Source organism: Paraburkholderia phymatum (genome assembly GCF_040965635.1).
GTDB classification, from domain to species: domain Bacteria; phylum Pseudomonadota; class Gammaproteobacteria; order Burkholderiales; family Burkholderiaceae; genus Paraburkholderia; species Paraburkholderia phymatum_B.
In genome coordinates this window covers 63,149-81,168 of record NZ_JBFRCH010000004.1, presented here as the reverse complement: position 1 = coordinate 81,168, position 18,020 = coordinate 63,149, and the positions used below count along the sequence as shown (strand labels likewise).

The window sequence follows — 18,020 nt, the reverse complement described above, 5'->3', positions numbered from 1 at the left end:
CGCGCCTCGTACTCGAGCCAGCGAACGAGGAGGGTTTGGAAGCGAATCTAGAGCGTGTTATGAACTTCGAAGTACGGGGATTGCATGGACGAGCATAAGCATGGCGAAGACGACAAAGTGGAGCCCGGCAAGAGTTTCGGGCAGACGCTCATAGTCGCGTGCCAGGCGCCGAAAGCGGTTAAGCCATCCGAAGCTGCGCTCGACCACCCATCGCCGTGGTAGTAGCACGAATCCCTTCTTTGCTTCGTCGAGCTTGACCACCTGAAGGTCGATTCCCTGGTCTCGCGCCGCCTGCGCGGGTTCTTCACCCGTATAGCCCTGATCGGCAAATGCCACTTTTACAGTTTCTCCCGTTGCCTGTTGCACCTGACGCGCCAACTCTGCCACCTGCGCACGCTCCTGCTCGTTGGCCGGTGTCACGTGCACAGCGAGCAACTGACCCAGCGTGTCGACCGCCATATGCACCTTGCTGCCACGCTTGCGCTTGTAGCCGTCATAGCCTGCACGTGGACCGCTTTCGCAAGTTGACTGGATTGTTCGTCCATCGAGGATTACTGCGCTGGGCTGCCCCTGCCGCCCTTGCGCCACACGTATGATCGATCGCAAATCACTTACCATGCTCTCAAAACAGCCTGCTGTCAGCCATCGCTGCGTCTGCTGGTACACGAGTTCCCACGGCGGAAAGTTGTTGGGTAGCATGCGCCACGGAGCCCCAGCGCGAGCCATCCAGCGCAATGCATTGAACATCTCGCGCAGCTCGTATTTGCGCTGTGGTGCGCTCTCATCCATCAGCGTCAGATACGCTGCCACAAAGCTCCATTCTTCGTCTGACACGTCTGTCGGATATGGTTTGCGTTTTTCTCTTGTCATGCCTCCAGGGTACCAGGTTTGACACGAAGTTCCTAACACCTTCTAGAGTTCCATGCTCCAGGACGCGTATCCAAATCGACTCGAGGGGTGTGGCGAAGAAAGCTTTGATAATTGCGATTTCCGCGCGATAAGTAGCGAGATAGCTCGGGCACTCGCTCAGCGCTTCTCACTGCTAGCCGGCTTTGGGCCTGAAAGCGGCCGACTACCATAGACGCTGCTATTGCGGCAAAGGGTCGATGAACTGTGAGTTGACGAAGCCCGGAAGCGGCCGCCCCGCTGCGCGACGACGTCACCGTCGGCAACCCGCCCTATTGCTGACGTACAAGGGAGCCTCGCCGACCGTCGGCAAAGGCCGACCAGCTCTCGCCGGAAACCGAGCTGATTCCGGATTGAACCGGACGTTGGAATGACGGTCTCGTGTATTGCGCGGTCGGCAACTATTGGCCGTCTCTACTCATTCACGGAAGGCGTTCGAAAACTGCCGTTGAAGATTTCAACGGCAGCTATACGCCACCTCCGTTGAACTGGTGCTCTCGGCCACAATCTGCCGTTCAGCGGGTGTGGAAATCTGCCATTGGAGCGGCTGCACTACTCCCGAGAGACGAACGAGCTAATTGCAAACTTCATCCTTTGCGGACATACAGGCGTTTGTGTCCCACGTCGGCCCCGTTTTCCCCGACGTATTTGGAAGACGAGCCACCGAAAGTGCCCTTTGGGATCGGAAGGGCATAGGACGCAATTGCACGAGAATGTACGGTAGACCACCTTTGAGGAAAGTATTCGTAAGGCGCTCAGCCTACCCTCATGATGCCGTCCGTTCTAACAAACGGGCGACATTAGGCTCCGCCTTGCCGACGGCAGTTTCCCAGAAACGTCAAACACTGTCTAAGGATTGCGAGGTCCACGCCAGCGCTCAGAAGAGCAAGCGTTCCCGCGCCAGAACGCGTGCTTAAAGTCGCCGATGCACCAGTCGGCGATACCGCTTGGTACGTAGCAGGATTACACGATGGAGGTAATCATGGGCTCCGCGCCTTTTTACATTTTGTTATCGCGCGCCTTCGACACTGTATCTGCCAAATTTCTCTCATCCGTACGCCACTGCACAACGCGACGCCCGTTTTTTGATACGTCCAGTAAAAAGTTTGTCTCTGCCGCGCTAATCGGCTTGACGGCGACGGTCATTGGCTCACCGACGGCTCTGGCAGCTGAATGCGATGCCGCGCTAGTGCGATCAATTTTCTCGTCGGGATCTACCATTCACACTGACTTCAGGTTAGCGCAAATGGTGTCGAAAGAGCAGTATAACGATATAAAGCACAATTTCTCGGGGATAGTGGAAATTTATGGTGTCCCCATCGGAGAAAAATACGCAGACTACACGAAGAACTTCGAAAAGATGCTACAGATAACAAATACTTCATTAAGCGAAGATCTCGCGCGCAATATAGCCTGGATAGGGCTCGATCCCGACGCAAAAGACGCGTATAGCGAATGCATTCGTAGCGGCAATAGTGTCAAGGAAGGATTGCATCTGATTGCCCAGGATGCCACGCAAACTGAGGTGACGGTGTTGGTTCGGTGGGTGCCATCACCAGAGACAACCTCTAATCAGACGAACCTTATATGGAATTTGAAGAGCAACATGTTGAACTCTGATTTACCAACCCTCATTCACGTGATTGGAGATCAGCGAGTTGTCGTTAAACGGCCGACAGCGCAGTTCACTGTAAAAGTTCGGAACGGAACAAGGGATGCCACCATCGTGCTGACCCCATACGTGCCGCCGCCGAAACCGCCGGCCGCACAGCCTGCCTTCATCGAGCAACTCAAGACCGAACCCATCGCAGCGAACTGCGGCGCAATTGGCGGAAACAACTGTTCGGGTGCACCCACGGTCGACAAATGCGTGACAGTAGATTCGCTTAGCAACGTGTTTGAGATTGCCACTGCGAACATCGTTGACAAGATAAAACAGGGAAGCGCAGACGCCTGGATTACGTCCAAAGAGCCACAACGCATATGCGCGAGGGCTGACGCATCGGTTGGACCAGGAGGTACAAGCAGCGGCGTATCAGGGAAGATCTCAGTAATGCAACGCATTTGGCAGTCTGATCCAGACGGTGACTTGTTTCGATATATCAGACGGGGGGGGACGCAGCCCCCTCAAATGATGATGTTGGTCAGGTAAGCGAAGATACCTCACGGGATCGACAATATCGGGGTCTAGCTGGGAGTTATTAATTATTGTGCCTTCCATTCGACTTTCTGAGCGAATTTAGCGCTCGATGCTACCGTCACCCTTTTCAATGGAGGAAGATATGTCGAAAATTACTTTCGTAAGCAAGAAGCCAGCAGGCGCACTTGGAAACTTTAACTACGAATACACATGCAGTTGCGTGGGAGGCTCCACGATGCCGAACGTGACTGTGACGGCAGCGAACGACAACGAAGCAAGGGTGCTGGCACAAATGCAGTGTGACGACTCCTGTGGAGAAGGAGTGAAAGCCGCAATTGCTCAGTTCACGGTTACCAGCCCTGAATCCATCGTCCGTTTCAATCCCCCTTCAGCCAAAACCGTGACAGTAACCTCGGATCGAGTTTACGAGTCAGCACCAGATGTCACGCGGCGACAGTTCGCTTGCATCTCATTCTTCCCCGCTGACATTGGTTATCTCGGCATCCGGAACAACTGTGCCGAATGCAAGGTTGCGGTAGTCTCGTGGTCCGACGCAGGTGTGTATACGTATAAGGTTTCCGGCTACGATCAGATCGTTGTGGAGTTAGTTAGTGGTACTGGTCAATTAATTGGAGAGCAGCCGTGCTGATCTCACGGCAAAGGTCTAACGCATTGGTCAAGCGGATTTGCCTATGGCGAGCTGCTTGCCTACTATTCGTTGAACGAAGCTTCTGAGAAAACTTGACCGACGGAAATGTGTCGACTCTGAAAATCCGACGTTACTCATTCTCTTTTACACCCTCGCCCCCGGATTCTCGAAAGGCTTAAAAAGGAGATCAAAATGCCATCCGTTGCTCTGCAAAAGCTCGATTTTCCAACTGGCCTGCCACCAACCATAAGTCATCCGTCCATGCAGGTTGGTGGCATACTCGACGATGGCACTGTCGCAGGATTCGTAAGCGACGGCTCGCGGGTGTTCGGACTCTTTGCTAACAAAGATGGGCACACAAAATATTTCGATGCCCCACCGAATTTACCGTACGGAGGTAACGCACCTTTTCTAGGGACCCCCGCACGGATGATCAATCGCAATGGATTATTATTAAGTTACCCACTTTCAACCAATGATGTTTTTACGCTTGATAGCCGCACCGGACAAGTGGGGAACATTGCTGTTAAATCAACAATCCAGGGCATTCCGATGTCGCTTCTGGATGACGGGACGATATACGGCCTAGGCTATGGAACCGGAAAGGCCGTGCATATCACCCCGGACGGCCAGTTCACGACCGTGAAAGTTCCGTTAAATGGCTTCGGTGATGCGCTTAGCATAGTTGTTTCTAGCAACGAAAGCGCAATGGTCTATCACGCAATCAAAGATGGCGAAAACAGACCCGCAGGTTCGTACGACGCAATCATTGTCTGCAACGCGCGCGTAACCCACCTCTCACTGTTCGAGGCTTTGGCGGTCAACGATAAAGGTGACGCGGTGGGGTCTCAAATAGATGGACAGCCCGGGATTCCGCCCGCGGCACGGCTTAGCGCATATATCAATGGCCAAATGAGCCCAATCTCTGTTGAAATCCTTCCAGGCTTTCTTACGTCTGGCATAGGACGCATATCAAACGACGGCACGCTAGTTGGTACGTATATTAATAAGGGAGTCACAGCGTGTGGGCTGTTCGCGTGGAATGACGGATTGGCTACCGATCTTTCGAGTGCTGGGGATCTTCGCGGGATGAAAGTTTCTTTAGTCACGCCGTTTAATGAAACCAATGCGTTCGCAATCACTGGACGCGGACCCAATGACGCATACGATTCCGCTTTTCGGGCACAACTCTTGCCATAGCTTGCAAGGAGAGTCTTAATAGTCGATCTGTGGCCATCAATGCGATATCTGAGGCTACGTGCTCACCGAACTCGTTGGCTACATGGGTTAAAAGGCGGTAAGGTCGCTCAGTTTCTCATCATTTCACTTGATGGCCGAGCGTTGACTTAATGCGGACGCGCTCATTGGCCGAGAGCGACTCGCGAAGCTAATTTCAATGAGCGGAGTACACCGACCCACTGACCGTGGCGGTCTCCCTAAGCGACTGCTGCACTCCGAAACCTGCCGTTAAAGCTTAGACTGCTTGACCGGCGGCTGAGGGGCGCGAGTACGCATTTGCTTGTAGTGAATACTGACGTTCGCCGTAGCCGAAGTGCGAACGTCGGCAAAGCGACTCGTTGCCGCCGGACGGATGCGATACCTGAACGTCAGGTATGGCCGATTTCGAGGCGCTCGATTTGCACGTTCAAGAGCCTTGGAGCATCCAACGACGGGTTCTCGCTGGCTGGCGGCAACGCTGCGTGACAACCACTACGACGGAAGATTTATGGTTGAAAACGTGTGAACATCGAAAGTTATTTGGGTAACGGGCGCCGTTCGGTGAGCCATTTTCGAGGCCGAAAGTCGGCCAAAGCGGAAGTTATTTGGTTGAATTTGCGGAGGCAAATCGAGTTCCTCTACACGATCCCACGGCGAACCACCTTTGAGCGACCGTCAGTTCGCTAGTCGCAACGCTACTTGTGTGCGATTGGACAATTCACCACGTATCCCAGACGTCGGCGAAGCCAGACCTTAAATTTCGGGCCCTCAACTCATCCGTATCCATCTGCGGATAAAGGCGATAGATCCTTAATGGTCGCATATTTACGGATGATTCACCCTCCGGAGGCCAAACTGGTGAAAGTGCCCGAATGCTTTCCGGTTCAAGTCTTTGAACAAGAGTCAGATACGGCTGAAAAACATGTGCGAACGTCGGGTGTATACACACCCTATCATGAGCGTCCCAGATCGCCCAGTGAGCAATTGCTGTTGCTCGGGCGTCTCCAACTAATTTAGCTTCCCGATACAAGCACCAGAGTGCGACAAACCTAATTAACTCGGTGCCGTGTGGGTCTGAGGGGGCGGTCAACCTTCCGGTCTCCACTTCCGGTTCGTAGTAGTTGACGCCTTTTACAGCATGTGTCACATCGGTCGAACGTCGAGTCCAGAAGGGGTCCAGTGACTGATCCAGTGGCCTAGAAAAAAAGAATTCTTTTGCGAACCATGGAGCGAGGTCGTGGAGTATGGCTCTTACCTTCGCTAGCGAAACGGTAGGGTCAACAACGCTCAGAAGCGGATATGAAAACCACGCCTTTGCCCGTTTGAGCGCAGGATCACTATCGACGTCGGCCACGATGTCGTAGTTGTGTTTGCCCCGTGGGCCGGGGCGAAGGACAGTCTCCCCGGAAAGTACTTTGTATATGTACTTGCTGTTGGCGGGTTCTTTGCCAGATTGGTAGGGTTCATCTGGAGAATACCGTTTGCTGGCGCCCGATGCGGTATATCCCGAGTCAAACAAGAGTTGCCTACCCCACATCATCGAACGCATCGCAGCGATCTGATCAACGGGGTCTCTGTCGGTCAGCGCGTCAGGGGGCGCTGGACGCACGTCATGAGCCATTGGGCGGGCTCTCCAGTGAGTGTAACCAGTATAGTTGTCTGATTACACCATACGGCCAGAATCATTGTAAATCTGCGTTTTTGGTGTCTCGGTGAACGCCAACTGAGACACGGCATCGTGTTGCACGATTTTTGAAGCCTGATAGCGTATTGGAGCAACGGCTCCGTCCGGCCGGTCGTCGAGCGAACATCGCATGTAGTCGAGGATTCTTACGTGTCGCAGCAAGGCGACACGCGTCACTTCGATGTGCTCGGCCGGAGTCAAGCATTCGCTGCGATCGATGCTCGGCACCTAGTTCAGTAGCAGCACGCGGTCAGTGGAATTTCCGGCCTCGCTTCACCGCGGGCCGCAACAATGGCTATGAGGAACACCGCTTCGGAACAACCTAACCGCGGATCGCGCGCAGGCGCCGCCTTAAGTGGTCGCATAAAACGGTGACGCCACCCCGACAGGCGCTGTGCCACACAGGCCATCTAGGAACTGTCGCTGGTGCAGGAGATCGATCCTGGCGCCCATCGAACTTACGTCCGGTAGCACTACGTGTTACGGAAGATTTGTATCTCGACGAAGGAGGTCTTGAGATGAAAGACCCTTAAAAAGGTAGGCTGAATAGACAACGCCTCGAGGCGGCAACCTCAAGGCGTCGATGTACTGCGTCGAATCTCACATCCGATGTAGTTCATTCTACTCAGCCCCCTCCCCATGTCAATCGCCCAATCAGATTTTTTTCGATCTGAGGCGGGCGCTCGTCCAAAGATTCGCGCACCTCAGTTGAGGTAGCCCGAAAGTGGAGCATAGATATGAGCATAGATTCGCAAATTGCTGCTGCCCGAGCAGCGATTGCAGGGCACGACGGCGTTATAAGGGGACGTCGAAAACCAAGAATGGGTAAACCTGGAGGGCGGGGCTCGCTGTTTTTCAGCGTAAAGAACCGTGGGTTCATTCCGGTCAGATCACGACTCCAGAGATTGTATTGCTTCTTGCTCGAAGAGGATCCTGAAATTGTTTTGTATCGGACTGATGCAATCGAAATCCGCACGGGCAATCAGATACAAATTCCAACATTTTTAGTTTGGAAAACGAACGGTGTTGTATCAATCAGGGAAATCGTAAGTACAAGAAGTTTGGCTTCACCAAATGTTGCTAGGAAATTTAAGGCTTTGTCTGTGGCCGCAAGTTCTTTAGATATACCGTTTGAAGGTATTAGTGAGAAGGAGATTCGTTCCAGAGTTGATCTGGACCTGATGATCTCCACCTATAACCGAGGTGGAAAACGTTACGGCCGAGAGGTCGTAGGTGAGTATGTCCTTGAGTTCAGCAAGCTCATACCTCAAACGGAGTTCACGGTAGGTCGATTTCGATCGCTACTCACCGAAAACAGTCTTCCATGCGGCTATCTCGAGGCGGCAATTTTCCATCGACTTATATCTTTACGGGGGAGCGCTGGTCTCGACGCAGACACAATGCTGGAGGTGCGCCGTGCGTGATCTAGTGCATCCAGCTAATGCGGATTTATCCGTAACCATCATCGTCGGACTTCGATTTTACATGCATGGAGTCGAGAATGAAGTCTCGTGCGTAACTAAAACGAGCATTAGATTTGCAGCATCCGATGGGGGAAAATCACGCGTATTTCCAATGAGATCATTTAGGAAAGCGCTCGACGAAGGCGTTATTCAGGTCGTCGACAGCGAAGGAAACCCGCAAACTATCAGTCAAATAAGAACGTTGTCTAGACTGAGCGAACGGCAGATCGAAGAGAAAAATTTACGTCTCAGATACGTCAAGTTTGCCTTGTCTAACGGGCCATTTCCATTTAGAAAAAAGAATCTTCTTGATACGATAAGAGCAGTTTCGTCCGAGATGGAAAGGGAGCAAAAGGAACTCTTCGAGGACTGGGTGAGTTCGCCCGATAGCGAGGGTGATCTGGAGCTTAGAAGAACTCCTGAACCACCTTCTCGAGCGACGCTTGCGAGATGGCTTAAGCGATATATTGATTCTGGTCACGATCCATTGTCACTCGTGAGTGATACGGATCGGAGGGGGCCACGTGGAGGGCGGTTCTCCCCAGAAATAGAGTCTCTTATTGCTTCGAAAATAGACAGTGAATATCTAACAGACCAAAGAATTTCTGCGGTCTTGACACATAGCATCATTGTTGACGAGATAGTCGCAAATCCGCAGAGCTACTCTGCTACACCTCAAATTCCGAGTGATCGAACGATCCAGAGAAGAGTTGCTGAGATAGATCCGTACATTAAGACATGGTTGCGATTTGGACGACGGCAAGCGGATCGCAAATTTACGCCAGCAGGCATAAGTTTCCTTGCGAGCCGTCCGATGGAATGGGTCTTCATGGATGGTCATGTGATGCATGTCCTTGTCATTGATCCTTCCGATGGAGACATACTTTGTAGACCGCTACTCGTCGCGCTTCTAGATCTTTGTACCCGGTCGTTGGTGGGCTATTACATCAGTCTGCTGCCGTTCTGTGCCACAACCGCTCTCGAGGCCGTGAAGGACATGCTTTGCAGAGATCCGTCTGTCGAACCGGGCGGCGAGGCCGAATTAATAACTCCTGATAACGGCAAAGATCTCAGATCTTCAGCGATGGTTAATGTTTTAAAGCGAACCGGAATGCATTTCGAGCCGGCAGAGGCATACCATCCGAACGGAAAGGCAGCAATGGAGCGGTTTTTCTCAACAGTCTCTGTGCAGTTTTCACACACTATTCCTGGTACTACCTTTTCATCAGCGGAGGACAGAGGCGACTACGATTCTGAAGAACACGCAGCCCTGACACTGGATTCTCTCCGACCGTTATTTAAGCAGTGGGTCGACACTGTTTATCATGTTTCTGTCCATAGCGAAACGGGGCGCGCTCCGAAATTGCACTGGCAGGAGTTGCAACAACAATTTCCTATCCATCATTATCCGCGTAAAGAAATAGACGCGATTGCCCGGGTCCCTTATCAAAGAGTCATTTCAAATGGACGGGTCGAAGTGGATTACCTTCACTGGAAATCGCATTCGCTTGCTTCGTGGGAGCAGCAGGGTGATCGAGATGTCATTGTCCTACTCGACGACTTGGATCTTGAAAGGGTGTGCGTGCATCGCGTTGGAGATCCTCAAGGGTACGTGTTTGCCGATCCCTGTAAGCCTATGTATATGAAGGGTCTCAGCCGCTACGAGCACCAGGAGATACGCAGTCGGTTCAAAGAAGCCGGAGAGAAGGATTTAGCTAAGATCGGAGAGCATACGTTGCATCAGGCTCGCGCCAAATTATGGCGAGACATTCGAGAAGCGGCAGGTGCGATTAAAAAGCGCGTCAAAAGAGCGCTGCTTGGAAGTAAGTCGACACAGGCTCCAGTGCCTGACGACGAACCGACGGATGTATCGGTGGAGGAGATCAGCATAGTAGATCTAGCGACAAATTCTGTTACTTCAGGTTCTAAGGAACTGGAGGTATCGACTCGAGTAATCACTCGATATCAATCTTTCGAAAAATAGGTGGATTTATGAATGATCTTTTTGACCTTGATAGCGGCAGAGAGAAGTTTATGAAGAGGATCAATCTTATCGATCCGGTGGTGGTCGTGCATGATGATATGAAGGTTGCGGTCAATGGAATAAAGGATTGCATTTTATGGTCCAGATCATCCTCGGAACCTGTGGGTGCAGTGCTAACGGGGGTTGGAGGGGCAGGAAAGAGCACACTCTCCCAGTCTTTCGTTGATGCATTCCCAAGATTTGATCGAGACTACGGAGATCGAACGGTTAATATTGTGCCGGCCTTTTACGCGAAAATTCCGCCTTCTGCCACGCCTAAGAGTACGGCCTCGGCACTCGCCAAGGCGGTTGGCGATCCAAAATACAAAAGGGGATCGGAAAAGGAAATAACCGAACGATTTGTGAAAATCCTTGAGACGTGTGAAACGGAAATAATATTTCTTGATGAATTTAATCATCTTAAGCTTAAGGGCACGACTTTTGGGAAAAATGTGTGCAAGTGGATTAAGACGTTGATCGATGCAACTTCTATAGTGATATGTTTGGTGGGAACGCCTGACTGTTTGGACTTGTTGGAAAGTGATGAGCAGCTCGCTCGGCGTTTCGCGCGGAGATTTTCGCTAGGGATGCTTGTGGCGGGAGATGAAAAATTAGGAAAATCGCTGGATTCATATCTGATTGAATACATCGACGAGTGTAAAAAAAAGATCGGAATCTCCGAAATGCCTGATTTCTCAAGCTATGTGTATGTATGGCGAATTTGCCTTGCTACACGAGGTATCCCCGGTTTTATCACTTTACTCATCAAAGAGGCGTGTCTAAATGCGCTTAGTTCAGGGCGAGATTCGCTGACAATGGAGGATCTGGCGGCGGCCTTCGATAAAGGGATAACCTCGTCGGTTGCGCTGACTCCGCCTGGCGTTAATCCATTTCGCCTGTCAGATGCGCGTGTGAAGGAGGCATACATGGAGCAGGCGAGGGATGAACGATCACCTATTGGCTCGTCCAAATCCATTTGCGGATGAATCGCCGCAAGGCGTCTTCCTTAGGGCCGCCTTATTCAACGGATGGCGTTCGCCGTTAGAGATGCTGCTTGCCTTTCAACTGCGGTATCGTCGAACAGTACTGACTGACCCAAAGGTGCTTCAGGAGATATTTGACACATTGGGCATATCGTCACTGGCGTCCGCGGTGATTTTTAACGGCGAAAGGGATTTCTTTCTGAGTTATGCAGCACGACCACGGGCTTCTTTGCTCCGAGCATACGCGACGCCTGTCTGCGTGTCATGTCTTTGCGAATGCGATTATCTTCGCCGTCGGTGGTCGAACCGACTTATATGTTCGTGCGTCATTCATATGCAGGCGTTGCTTTTCGAATGTCCTGAGTGCAGACAAACGCTCGGATTGGACCGTGGTGCTCCCTCTGTCTGTTCTTGCGGATTTGATTTGCGGAAGGCAAAACCTCAGTCAGCGTCGCCTTTCGCGATGTCTATTGAACGTGCATTCGACCGTAGAGATCATGGACTTGTCGGAGATCTCGCACGTCTCTTTCTCCTTCTCGAAGATATCGACTTTACGCGTTCTGAAGAGGATTTTGATTGGTCAAATACGGCCGCCGCCCTCTCACTGAATGATAAACGGTCGATTGACGGGCTTGCTGCTTTGCTGCGTCGCAACAACAGTGCGGAAACTCCGCAACGGACTCTCCGTCCTTTGATGAGATACGGATCAGTGACCCGGTTGCTCGCACTACAGGCGATCAGTGTGTTCGACGCCGAGCGTCACGAGGGGCGCTAAGCCATGAAAGATGGTGTCTCAATTAATAAGTCTTATGACGAAGGGCGACTCGAGAAATCACCGTGACTTCCGTAATCTCATCAATTTTGGCGTAGAAGGCGGAAAATCTCATTTGGCGTGTCGGGGAGTCTCATTTGAGTTGGCGCTGAGCCGATCCGCGGCAGCCACGGCCGCGCTTGTGATCTCAGTTATCCTGTCGTCTTAAGGTTTGTCCGTAAAACGACGTCAAGGTGAGATTCGCAGCAAAAATGATGAGACCGCTGGGGCCAACCCCTCAACCTGAACTGGCACGACGCGACGCGGCCCGTATGCCGGGCAGGTCGCGTCCTGCTTGCGCATTGCGAGATCAGCCATGAGACGCGCGCGTGGCTGGAATGTCGTCGATGTTGTCGAGGCTCGGGAAGCGGTTCGGCTGGCAGCATTCGACGTTCGGGTGTGCTCAACAAGCCACGGCCGTTCGTCCCATCACGTCTGCGCCGTGCAAGGAATCACTGCCGCGATGCGACTACGCTGTTGGTATGCGTTAAGCCGAGAGCTGTCCGTATTCACCTTGGCTTGTCAGCCGGATTGAACGTGCTGGCACTCCGTTTGAAACCAATAGTCGACCAGGCGCTGTGCCTCGTGTAGATCATCCGGGTAGTACGGATCGTCATACCATGGTGACGGGTCGTAGCCCGCTTTCCGCAGGGCAGCGAGTTCGCTCTGGTGTTGCGCCATCGTCGGGGGCGCGTTGGTCCTCAACGCCGCCAGGTCGCGGCACTCTGTTGGAGTGAGGTGAGGCCCGGCATACGGCGCGCCGCCGGCGGCACAACCGGCGAGCAAAATCACCAGTGCGGAAAGTATCGATCGTGTTCCAGGCGGCGTTTTCATAGTCCGTGTCCGAACTCATCCGCAAGCGTCGTGCCCTTGAGTTCGGCGATAAGCCTCGCGAGCTCCCGATGCGTGTCGATCTCGTGACGGATTTGATCAGTCTTGCGTTGCCCACGATAGACGAGGACAACGGGCAGCGCGGGCCTCGCCGGAGATAAACGCACCTTCAAGTTGTCCTCCCCGCGCCGTGGCGCGATAGTCGCGGCATACGTTGCCATGCGCGGGCATCATCGGTCGACGCCGACACTTGCCAGAGAGCAAGGCTTGTGCCTTTGTCTATCTGTCAGCCGGAGCGTGGTCGACGGCCAATGGTGTCCCGTGCCGCCTTTCATCCGCCATGTGCGCGAATGAGCGGATAAACAGCGAGCCCGATGAGCGCCGCGGCGACCACAATGACGGGCTCCGGGAGCTTCCTGAAGCGCCAAAGCAGCAAAATCGTCGCGAGCGCCAGGAGAACGGTGGGCCAGTCAACAATCGAGCGGCGCGCGATCACGATCACGGAGCCTGTGATCGCACCGACGGCAGCCGCGGTGATGCCGTCGACAAACGCCTTGACGGCGGGAAGCTTGCCGTACTTCTTGAAGTACGGCGCTGGCAGCACCGTGAACAGATAGCAAGGCAGGAATGTGCCGAGAGCGGCCACACACGCGCCCACGAACCCCGCGACGAGGTATCCGATGAAGCCAACCGTGATCACGACCGGTCCGGGCGTAATCATCGCGACGGCCACGGCATCGACGAACTGTTTGTCATTGAGCCAGTGATGCTCGGTGACCACACCACCGTAAAGGAATGGCACGATCGCCAGTCCCGAGCCGAACATGAAAGCGCCGGCCTTCGCGAAGAACAAGCCGATCTGGCCGAGCAGGGGCCAGTCAAGTCCGCTGAGCACGCCGCTCGCGGCCGGCAGCTGCGCTGACGGCGCGTGCGGCGTCGGTCGCCGCTCACCGCGCCACTAACAAGCAATCATCACCCGTTGCGCGCGAGATGCGTCCTGAACGTGTCGATCAGCGCGCGCACTTTCGGCGGCGTGTGCTGTGTCGGCGGAAAGACGGCCTGAATGCCGGCAGGCTCCGTCGACCACTCGGGCAACAGTCGGACGAGCCGTCCCGCAGCGACATCTGCGGCAATCGAAAAATCCGTCAGCAGGCCGATGCCGCCGCCCGCGAGCGTCGCGGCGCGCGCAGCCTCGGCCGTATTGACGAGAAACGCGTTCTCGCAGCGCACGCTCTGCGCGCTGCCGTCCGCGTGGCGCAAGTCGAGCGTCTGCGGACGCGGCAACACGGTGAGCGCGACGAACGGCAACGCGGGCAGCTCGGCGGGCGCGCGCGGCTCGCCCCACGTTTCGATGAACTGCGGGCTCGCCACGACCCACTTCTCGAAGCTCCCCAGCTTCACCGCGCGATAGTTGGAATCGGCGAGCCGTCCGAGACGAATCGCGACGTCGATGCCATCCGCGATCAGATCGACGAGGTGATCGCTGCACAGCAGTTCGACATCGAGTTGCGGATGCGCGCGGCGCAGCTCGACCAGCACGGGCGCGACGGCAAGCGTGCCGTAGTCGATCGGCGAACTGACACGCAGCGTGCCGCGCACGGGCGCCTCTTCGCCGCCGATTTCGGCGAGCGCATCTTCGGCGGTGCGCAGGATCTTCACGCTCGCGTCGTAGAACGCGCGGCCCGCCTCGGTGACGCCGAGCCGCCGCGTCGTGCGCGCGAGCAGGCTCGCGCCGACTTCCGCTTCGAGCCGCTGCATGTGCGTGCTGACCATCGTCTTCGCGAGCCCGAGGCGCCCGGCGGCCGCCGTCAGCGAGCCCGCCTCGACGACGGCGACGAAGACGGCCAGCCGGTTCAGGTTTACGTCGCGCACGTCCGCCATGATCGATTGTCCACTCTCGAAGGATTATGTTTTCAAGGTTATCAGCCTTCTACGCGCGGGCAGCGCACGCTAACCTGAAGCTGTCGTTCCGTTGCCCGTTCGTTGTCCATCCACTGTCCATCGCGACCGAACCCGGAGCCATCGATGCCCGCTGCCAAGCCCGCCCAGCCGATCCGCCTGTACACGACCCTGCTATCGGGTCACGGCCATCGCGTGAAGCTGTTCCTGACTCTGCTCGACCTGCCGTTCGAAGTGATCGAACTCGACATGCGCGCGGGCGACAATCGCGAGCCCGAGTATCTGGCGCTCAACCCGTTCGGCCAGGTGCCGACGATCCAGGACGGCGACGTGACGCTGTTCGATTCGAACGCGATCCTCGTGTATCTGGCGAAGCGCTACGGCGACGCATCGTGGCTGCCCGACGATGCGATCGGTGCGGCCGCCGTGCAGCGCTGGCTGTCGCTTGCGGCGGGACAGATCGCGTATGGTCCGTGCGCGGCGCGTCTCGTCACCGTGTTCGGCGCGCCGCTCGATCACGAAACGGCGAAGGGCATCGCGGCGAGGCTGTTCGACGTGATCGACCGCGAGCTGGCAACGAAGCCGTTCGCCGCCGGCGAGCACGTGACGATCGCCGACATCGCCGCGCACACGTACATCGCGCATGCGCCGGAAGGCGGCGTGTCGCTCGAACCGTATCCGAACATCCGCGCGTGGCTGCGCCGCGTCGAAGCGCTGCCGCGTTTCGTCGCGATGCCGGTCACGAAGGCGGGATTGCTTGCCGCGTGATGTTTGTTTCCACGGCCCGTCTGATTCACATCGCCCTCATGGTCTGCGACGCGGGAGCCGCATCATGTCCGATTTCATTCTTCTGAACGGCTGGGGCATCGAAGCCTCGCCGTTTCATGCCGACGAACTCGCCGCGCAGCGGCTCGCAGGCGTGGACAGCCGGGCGGATTCATCGGGCCGTCGCGGCATTCGCCGCTACATGCCGGATCAGCATCGCGAGTTCTACGGGCAGCAGCCGTTCATGATCTTCGGCGGCGTCGATGCGAGCGGGCAGCCGTGGGCGACCGTGCGCGTCGGCGAGCCGGGCTTCGTGTCGTCGCCGGATGCACGCACGCTGCGCATCGACGGCGGCGCATTGCCCGGCGATCCGCTCGACGGACGCTGGCGGACAGGCGCGCTGATCGGCGGGCTCGGCATTCAGCCTCATACGCGGCGGCGCAACCGGATCAACGGCGTGGTGACGGCTGTCGATGGCGGCACCATCACGCTCGAAGTGAGCCAGAGCTTCGGCAATTGCGCGAAGTACATCCAGGGCCGCAAGCCGACGTTTATCGAACGCGCTGCGGATGCGGTTCACGCGCCGCAAGAAATCGCGATGCAACTGAGCGACGCGGACAAAGCGCTGCTTTCGCGCGCCGACACGTTCTATATCGCGAGCGCGAACACGGCCGACGATGCGGGTTTCGCGCGCGGCGTCGACGTCTCGCATCGCGGCGGCGCACCGGGCTTCGTGCGCATCGACGATGCCGCGACACTGACCACGCCCGATTTCAGCGGCAACAAGTTCTTCAATACGATCGGCAATCTGCTGCACGATCCGCGCGCGGGGCTGCTCTTCATCGACTTCGCGACGGGCGATCTGCTTTATCTCGCGGTGCTCGCGGAAATCGTCTGGCAAGGCCCCGAATTGACGGCGTTCGAAGGCGCGGAGCGGCTCGTGCGATTTCATGTGCAAGAGGTGCGGCGCGGCAAGGGTGTGCTGCCGTTTCGCTGGTCCGAGGTCGAGTACGCGCCGCAATTCGCGGCGGCCTTCAACACCATCAGCAAGCAGAGCAAGCAGGTAGCCGCATCGCGGTGGCACAAGCTGAAGGTTGCGTCCGTCGTCGAAGAAACGCCGTCCATTCGCTCGTTCTATTTCGAATCGACGGACGGCGCGCCGTTGGCCGCGTACCAGCCGGGACAATATCTGCCGATCCGCATTCCCGCCGATGGTCATGACGCGCCGTTGACGCGCACCTACACGCTCTCGGATGCGCACGATCCGCGTCGTTACCGGATCAGCGTGAAGCGCGACGGCGTGGCGTCGAACTGGTTGCACGATCATCTCGCGGCGGGCATGGAGATCGAAGCGATGGCGCCGCGCGGCGCGTTCGTCTACGACGCGGCCAGCCCGCGCCCGGCCGTGTTCATTTCGGCCGGTATCGGCATCACGCCGATGATCGCGATGCTGCATCGCGATCTGCAAGCGCGTGCCGGCGACGCGGCGCATGCGAAGCCCGTGTTCTTCTTTCACGGCGCGCGCAGCGATCGCGAGCGGCCGTTTAGCGCGCATCTGAAAGAGATCGCGGCGCGCCATCCATCCGTGTCGATGCATCTGTTCGACAGTGCGGCGAGCGCGCTCGCTGATGGCGTGGCACGAGGCCGCGTGAGCATTGCCGAACTGAAGCGCGCGCTGCCTTTCGACGACTACGACTTCTATCTCTGCGGCCCCGAGCAGTTCATGCGCGACCTGTACGAAGGGCTGCGCGCATTGAATGTCTCCGACGAACGCATTCGCTTCGAAGCGTTCGGACCCGTGAGCGTGAAGCGCACACCCGCTGTCGTTCAAACGGCGGAGCATGCTGCAACGGAAGACGAAAAGGGCGGTGTGCAGGTGACATTCGCGCGCTCGCGACGCACGTCCCAATGGCTGCCGAAGCACGGCAGCTTGCTCGAATTCGCGGAGAAGAACGGTATCGAAGCGCAGTCGAGCTGCCGCTCGGGCGTGTGCGGCACGTGCTCGACGAAGGTGCTGTCGGGCGAGTTCGCGTATGACGGCGACGTGGGAGCCGAAGTCGAGAGCGGCTGCGCATTAATCTGCATGGCGCATCCCGTCGTCGAAAGGGAGAGCGCTGGCCTGACGCTCGATCTCTGAAGTGCTTGTGGGCGTGTTTGTGTGTTATTTGCCCGCGCCTGTCGAAGGCACGCACGTGATCATCAGCGAACTGCCGTTGCCTGCTCCGGCGCTGAGCATCGCGCGATGAAACTCGCGATGGTCGCACGACCATTCAGCGATGAAGTCAGCGGCACATGACGGATGCGGCTTGAGGTCGAGCTTCGCGTTGACGATGTAGCGGCACGTCGCGTGTGAATCGCAGCGGCTCGCCAGGTCGCGCGTGGCGTTGCCGGGCGCCGCGCCGCAATTCGCGCCGTAGGTGCCCGACTGGATGCGTATCTGTTGCTGCGCTTGCACGCTCACGCTGGCGAGCGCGCTCGCGATGACGACGCACACGAACAAGCCACTTCTTCGCGCCATGATCTTTCTCCTGTCGACCAGCGTTAGCGCTTCAGCGCTTACGCTGGTCCCACGCAGAGCGAACTCGACCAGCGTTAGCGCTTCAGCGCTTACGCTGGTCCCACGCAGAGCGAACTCGACCAGCGTTAGC

At 56.2% G+C, this 18,020-nt stretch carries 15 protein-coding genes and 1 pseudogene; 9 read left to right on the top strand and 7 right to left on the bottom strand.

The features are described from left to right. Nucleotides 1-57: 57 nt before the first annotated feature. Entirely contained in the window at nt 58-870 is an 813-nt protein-coding gene (locus tag AB4Y32_RS09815) for an IS5 family transposase (RefSeq protein WP_368721156.1), read from the bottom strand. Between the two features lie 1,006 nt (nt 871-1,876). Between AB4Y32_RS09815 and AB4Y32_RS09810 the strand changes: the two genes are divergently transcribed. From AB4Y32_RS09810 to AB4Y32_RS09800, 3 genes are all read left to right on the top strand, one after another. After that, nucleotides 1,877-3,058, top strand: a complete 1,182-nt coding sequence (locus tag AB4Y32_RS09810; protein ID WP_368721155.1) for a hypothetical protein — start codon at nt 1,877-1,879, stop codon at nt 3,056-3,058. A 130-nt stretch (nt 3,059-3,188) separates the two neighbouring features. Then, a complete protein-coding gene (locus tag AB4Y32_RS09805; protein WP_368721154.1) occupies nt 3,189-3,695 on the top strand; it encodes a hypothetical protein in 507 nt (168 codons plus the stop codon). Nucleotides 3,696-3,887: 192 nt separating this feature from the next. Further along, nucleotides 3,888-4,895, top strand: a complete 1,008-nt coding sequence (locus AB4Y32_RS09800; protein ID WP_368721153.1) for a hypothetical protein — start codon at nt 3,888-3,890, stop codon at nt 4,893-4,895. Between the two features lie 736 nt (nt 4,896-5,631). Here AB4Y32_RS09800 and AB4Y32_RS09795 read toward each other — a convergent pair. After that, on the bottom strand, nt 5,632-6,534 hold the full coding sequence (locus AB4Y32_RS09795) for a hypothetical protein (RefSeq protein WP_368721152.1): 903 nt from the start codon (nt 6,532-6,534) through the stop codon (nt 5,632-5,634). Between the two features lie 800 nt (nt 6,535-7,334). On the opposite strand from AB4Y32_RS09795, the gene AB4Y32_RS09790 reads away from it, so the two are divergent. From AB4Y32_RS09790 to AB4Y32_RS09775, 4 genes are all read left to right on the top strand, one after another. Further along, nucleotides 7,335-8,021, top strand: coding sequence for a hypothetical protein (locus AB4Y32_RS09790; protein ID WP_368721151.1), 687 nt, complete (start codon nt 7,335-7,337; stop codon nt 8,019-8,021). Next, entirely contained in the window at nt 8,014-10,044 is a 2,031-nt protein-coding gene (locus AB4Y32_RS09785; protein ID WP_368721150.1) for a hypothetical protein, read from the top strand. The genes AB4Y32_RS09790 and AB4Y32_RS09785 overlap by 8 nt, the downstream gene beginning before the upstream one ends. Nucleotides 10,045-10,052: 8 nt before the next feature. After that, nucleotides 10,053-11,069: a TniB family NTP-binding protein gene (locus AB4Y32_RS09780; protein WP_368721149.1), complete on the top strand. Its 1,017-nt coding sequence runs from the start codon at nt 10,053-10,055 to the stop codon at nt 11,067-11,069. 460 nt (nt 11,070-11,529) lie between these two features. Further along, complete coding sequence (locus tag AB4Y32_RS09775) at nt 11,530-11,841, top strand: hypothetical protein (RefSeq protein WP_368721148.1); 312 nt, start codon at nt 11,530-11,532, stop codon at nt 11,839-11,841. A gap of 558 nt (nt 11,842-12,399) precedes the next feature. Here the strand turns inward: AB4Y32_RS09775 and AB4Y32_RS09770 are convergent. The 4 genes and pseudogenes from AB4Y32_RS09770 to AB4Y32_RS09755 form a co-directional block, all read right to left on the bottom strand. Continuing rightward, a complete protein-coding gene (locus AB4Y32_RS09770) occupies nt 12,400-12,711 on the bottom strand; it encodes a DUF4148 domain-containing protein (RefSeq protein ID WP_368721147.1) in 312 nt (103 codons plus the stop codon). Further along, entirely contained in the window at nt 12,708-12,881 is a 174-nt protein-coding gene (locus AB4Y32_RS09765; RefSeq protein ID WP_368721146.1) for a hypothetical protein, read from the bottom strand. The genes AB4Y32_RS09770 and AB4Y32_RS09765 overlap by 4 nt, the downstream gene beginning before the upstream one ends. A gap of 158 nt (nt 12,882-13,039) precedes the next feature. After that, nucleotides 13,040-13,630 (bottom strand): annotated as a pseudogene (gene chrA, locus AB4Y32_RS09760) (chromate efflux transporter); the annotation flags it as partial. A 50-nt stretch (nt 13,631-13,680) separates the two neighbouring features. Continuing rightward, a complete protein-coding gene (locus AB4Y32_RS09755) occupies nt 13,681-14,589 on the bottom strand; it encodes a LysR family transcriptional regulator (protein WP_368721145.1) in 909 nt (302 codons plus the stop codon). A 144-nt stretch (nt 14,590-14,733) separates the two neighbouring features. Between AB4Y32_RS09755 and AB4Y32_RS09750 the strand changes: the two genes are divergently transcribed. Both AB4Y32_RS09750 and AB4Y32_RS09745 read left to right on the top strand, forming a co-directional pair. Beyond that, nucleotides 14,734-15,375 carry a glutathione S-transferase family protein gene (locus AB4Y32_RS09750; protein ID WP_368721144.1) on the top strand — a complete coding sequence of 214 codons (642 nt, stop codon included), beginning with the start codon at nt 14,734-14,736 and terminating at the stop codon, nt 15,373-15,375. 64 nt (nt 15,376-15,439) lie between these two features. Further along, entirely contained in the window at nt 15,440-17,509 is a 2,070-nt protein-coding gene (locus AB4Y32_RS09745; protein WP_368721143.1) for a 2Fe-2S iron-sulfur cluster-binding protein, read from the top strand. A 24-nt stretch (nt 17,510-17,533) separates the two neighbouring features. On the opposite strand, the gene AB4Y32_RS09740 is transcribed toward AB4Y32_RS09745, so the two are convergent. Beyond that, nucleotides 17,534-17,890, bottom strand: coding sequence for a hypothetical protein (locus AB4Y32_RS09740; protein ID WP_368721142.1), 357 nt, complete (start codon nt 17,888-17,890; stop codon nt 17,534-17,536). Nucleotides 17,891-18,020: the final 130 nt, after the last annotated feature.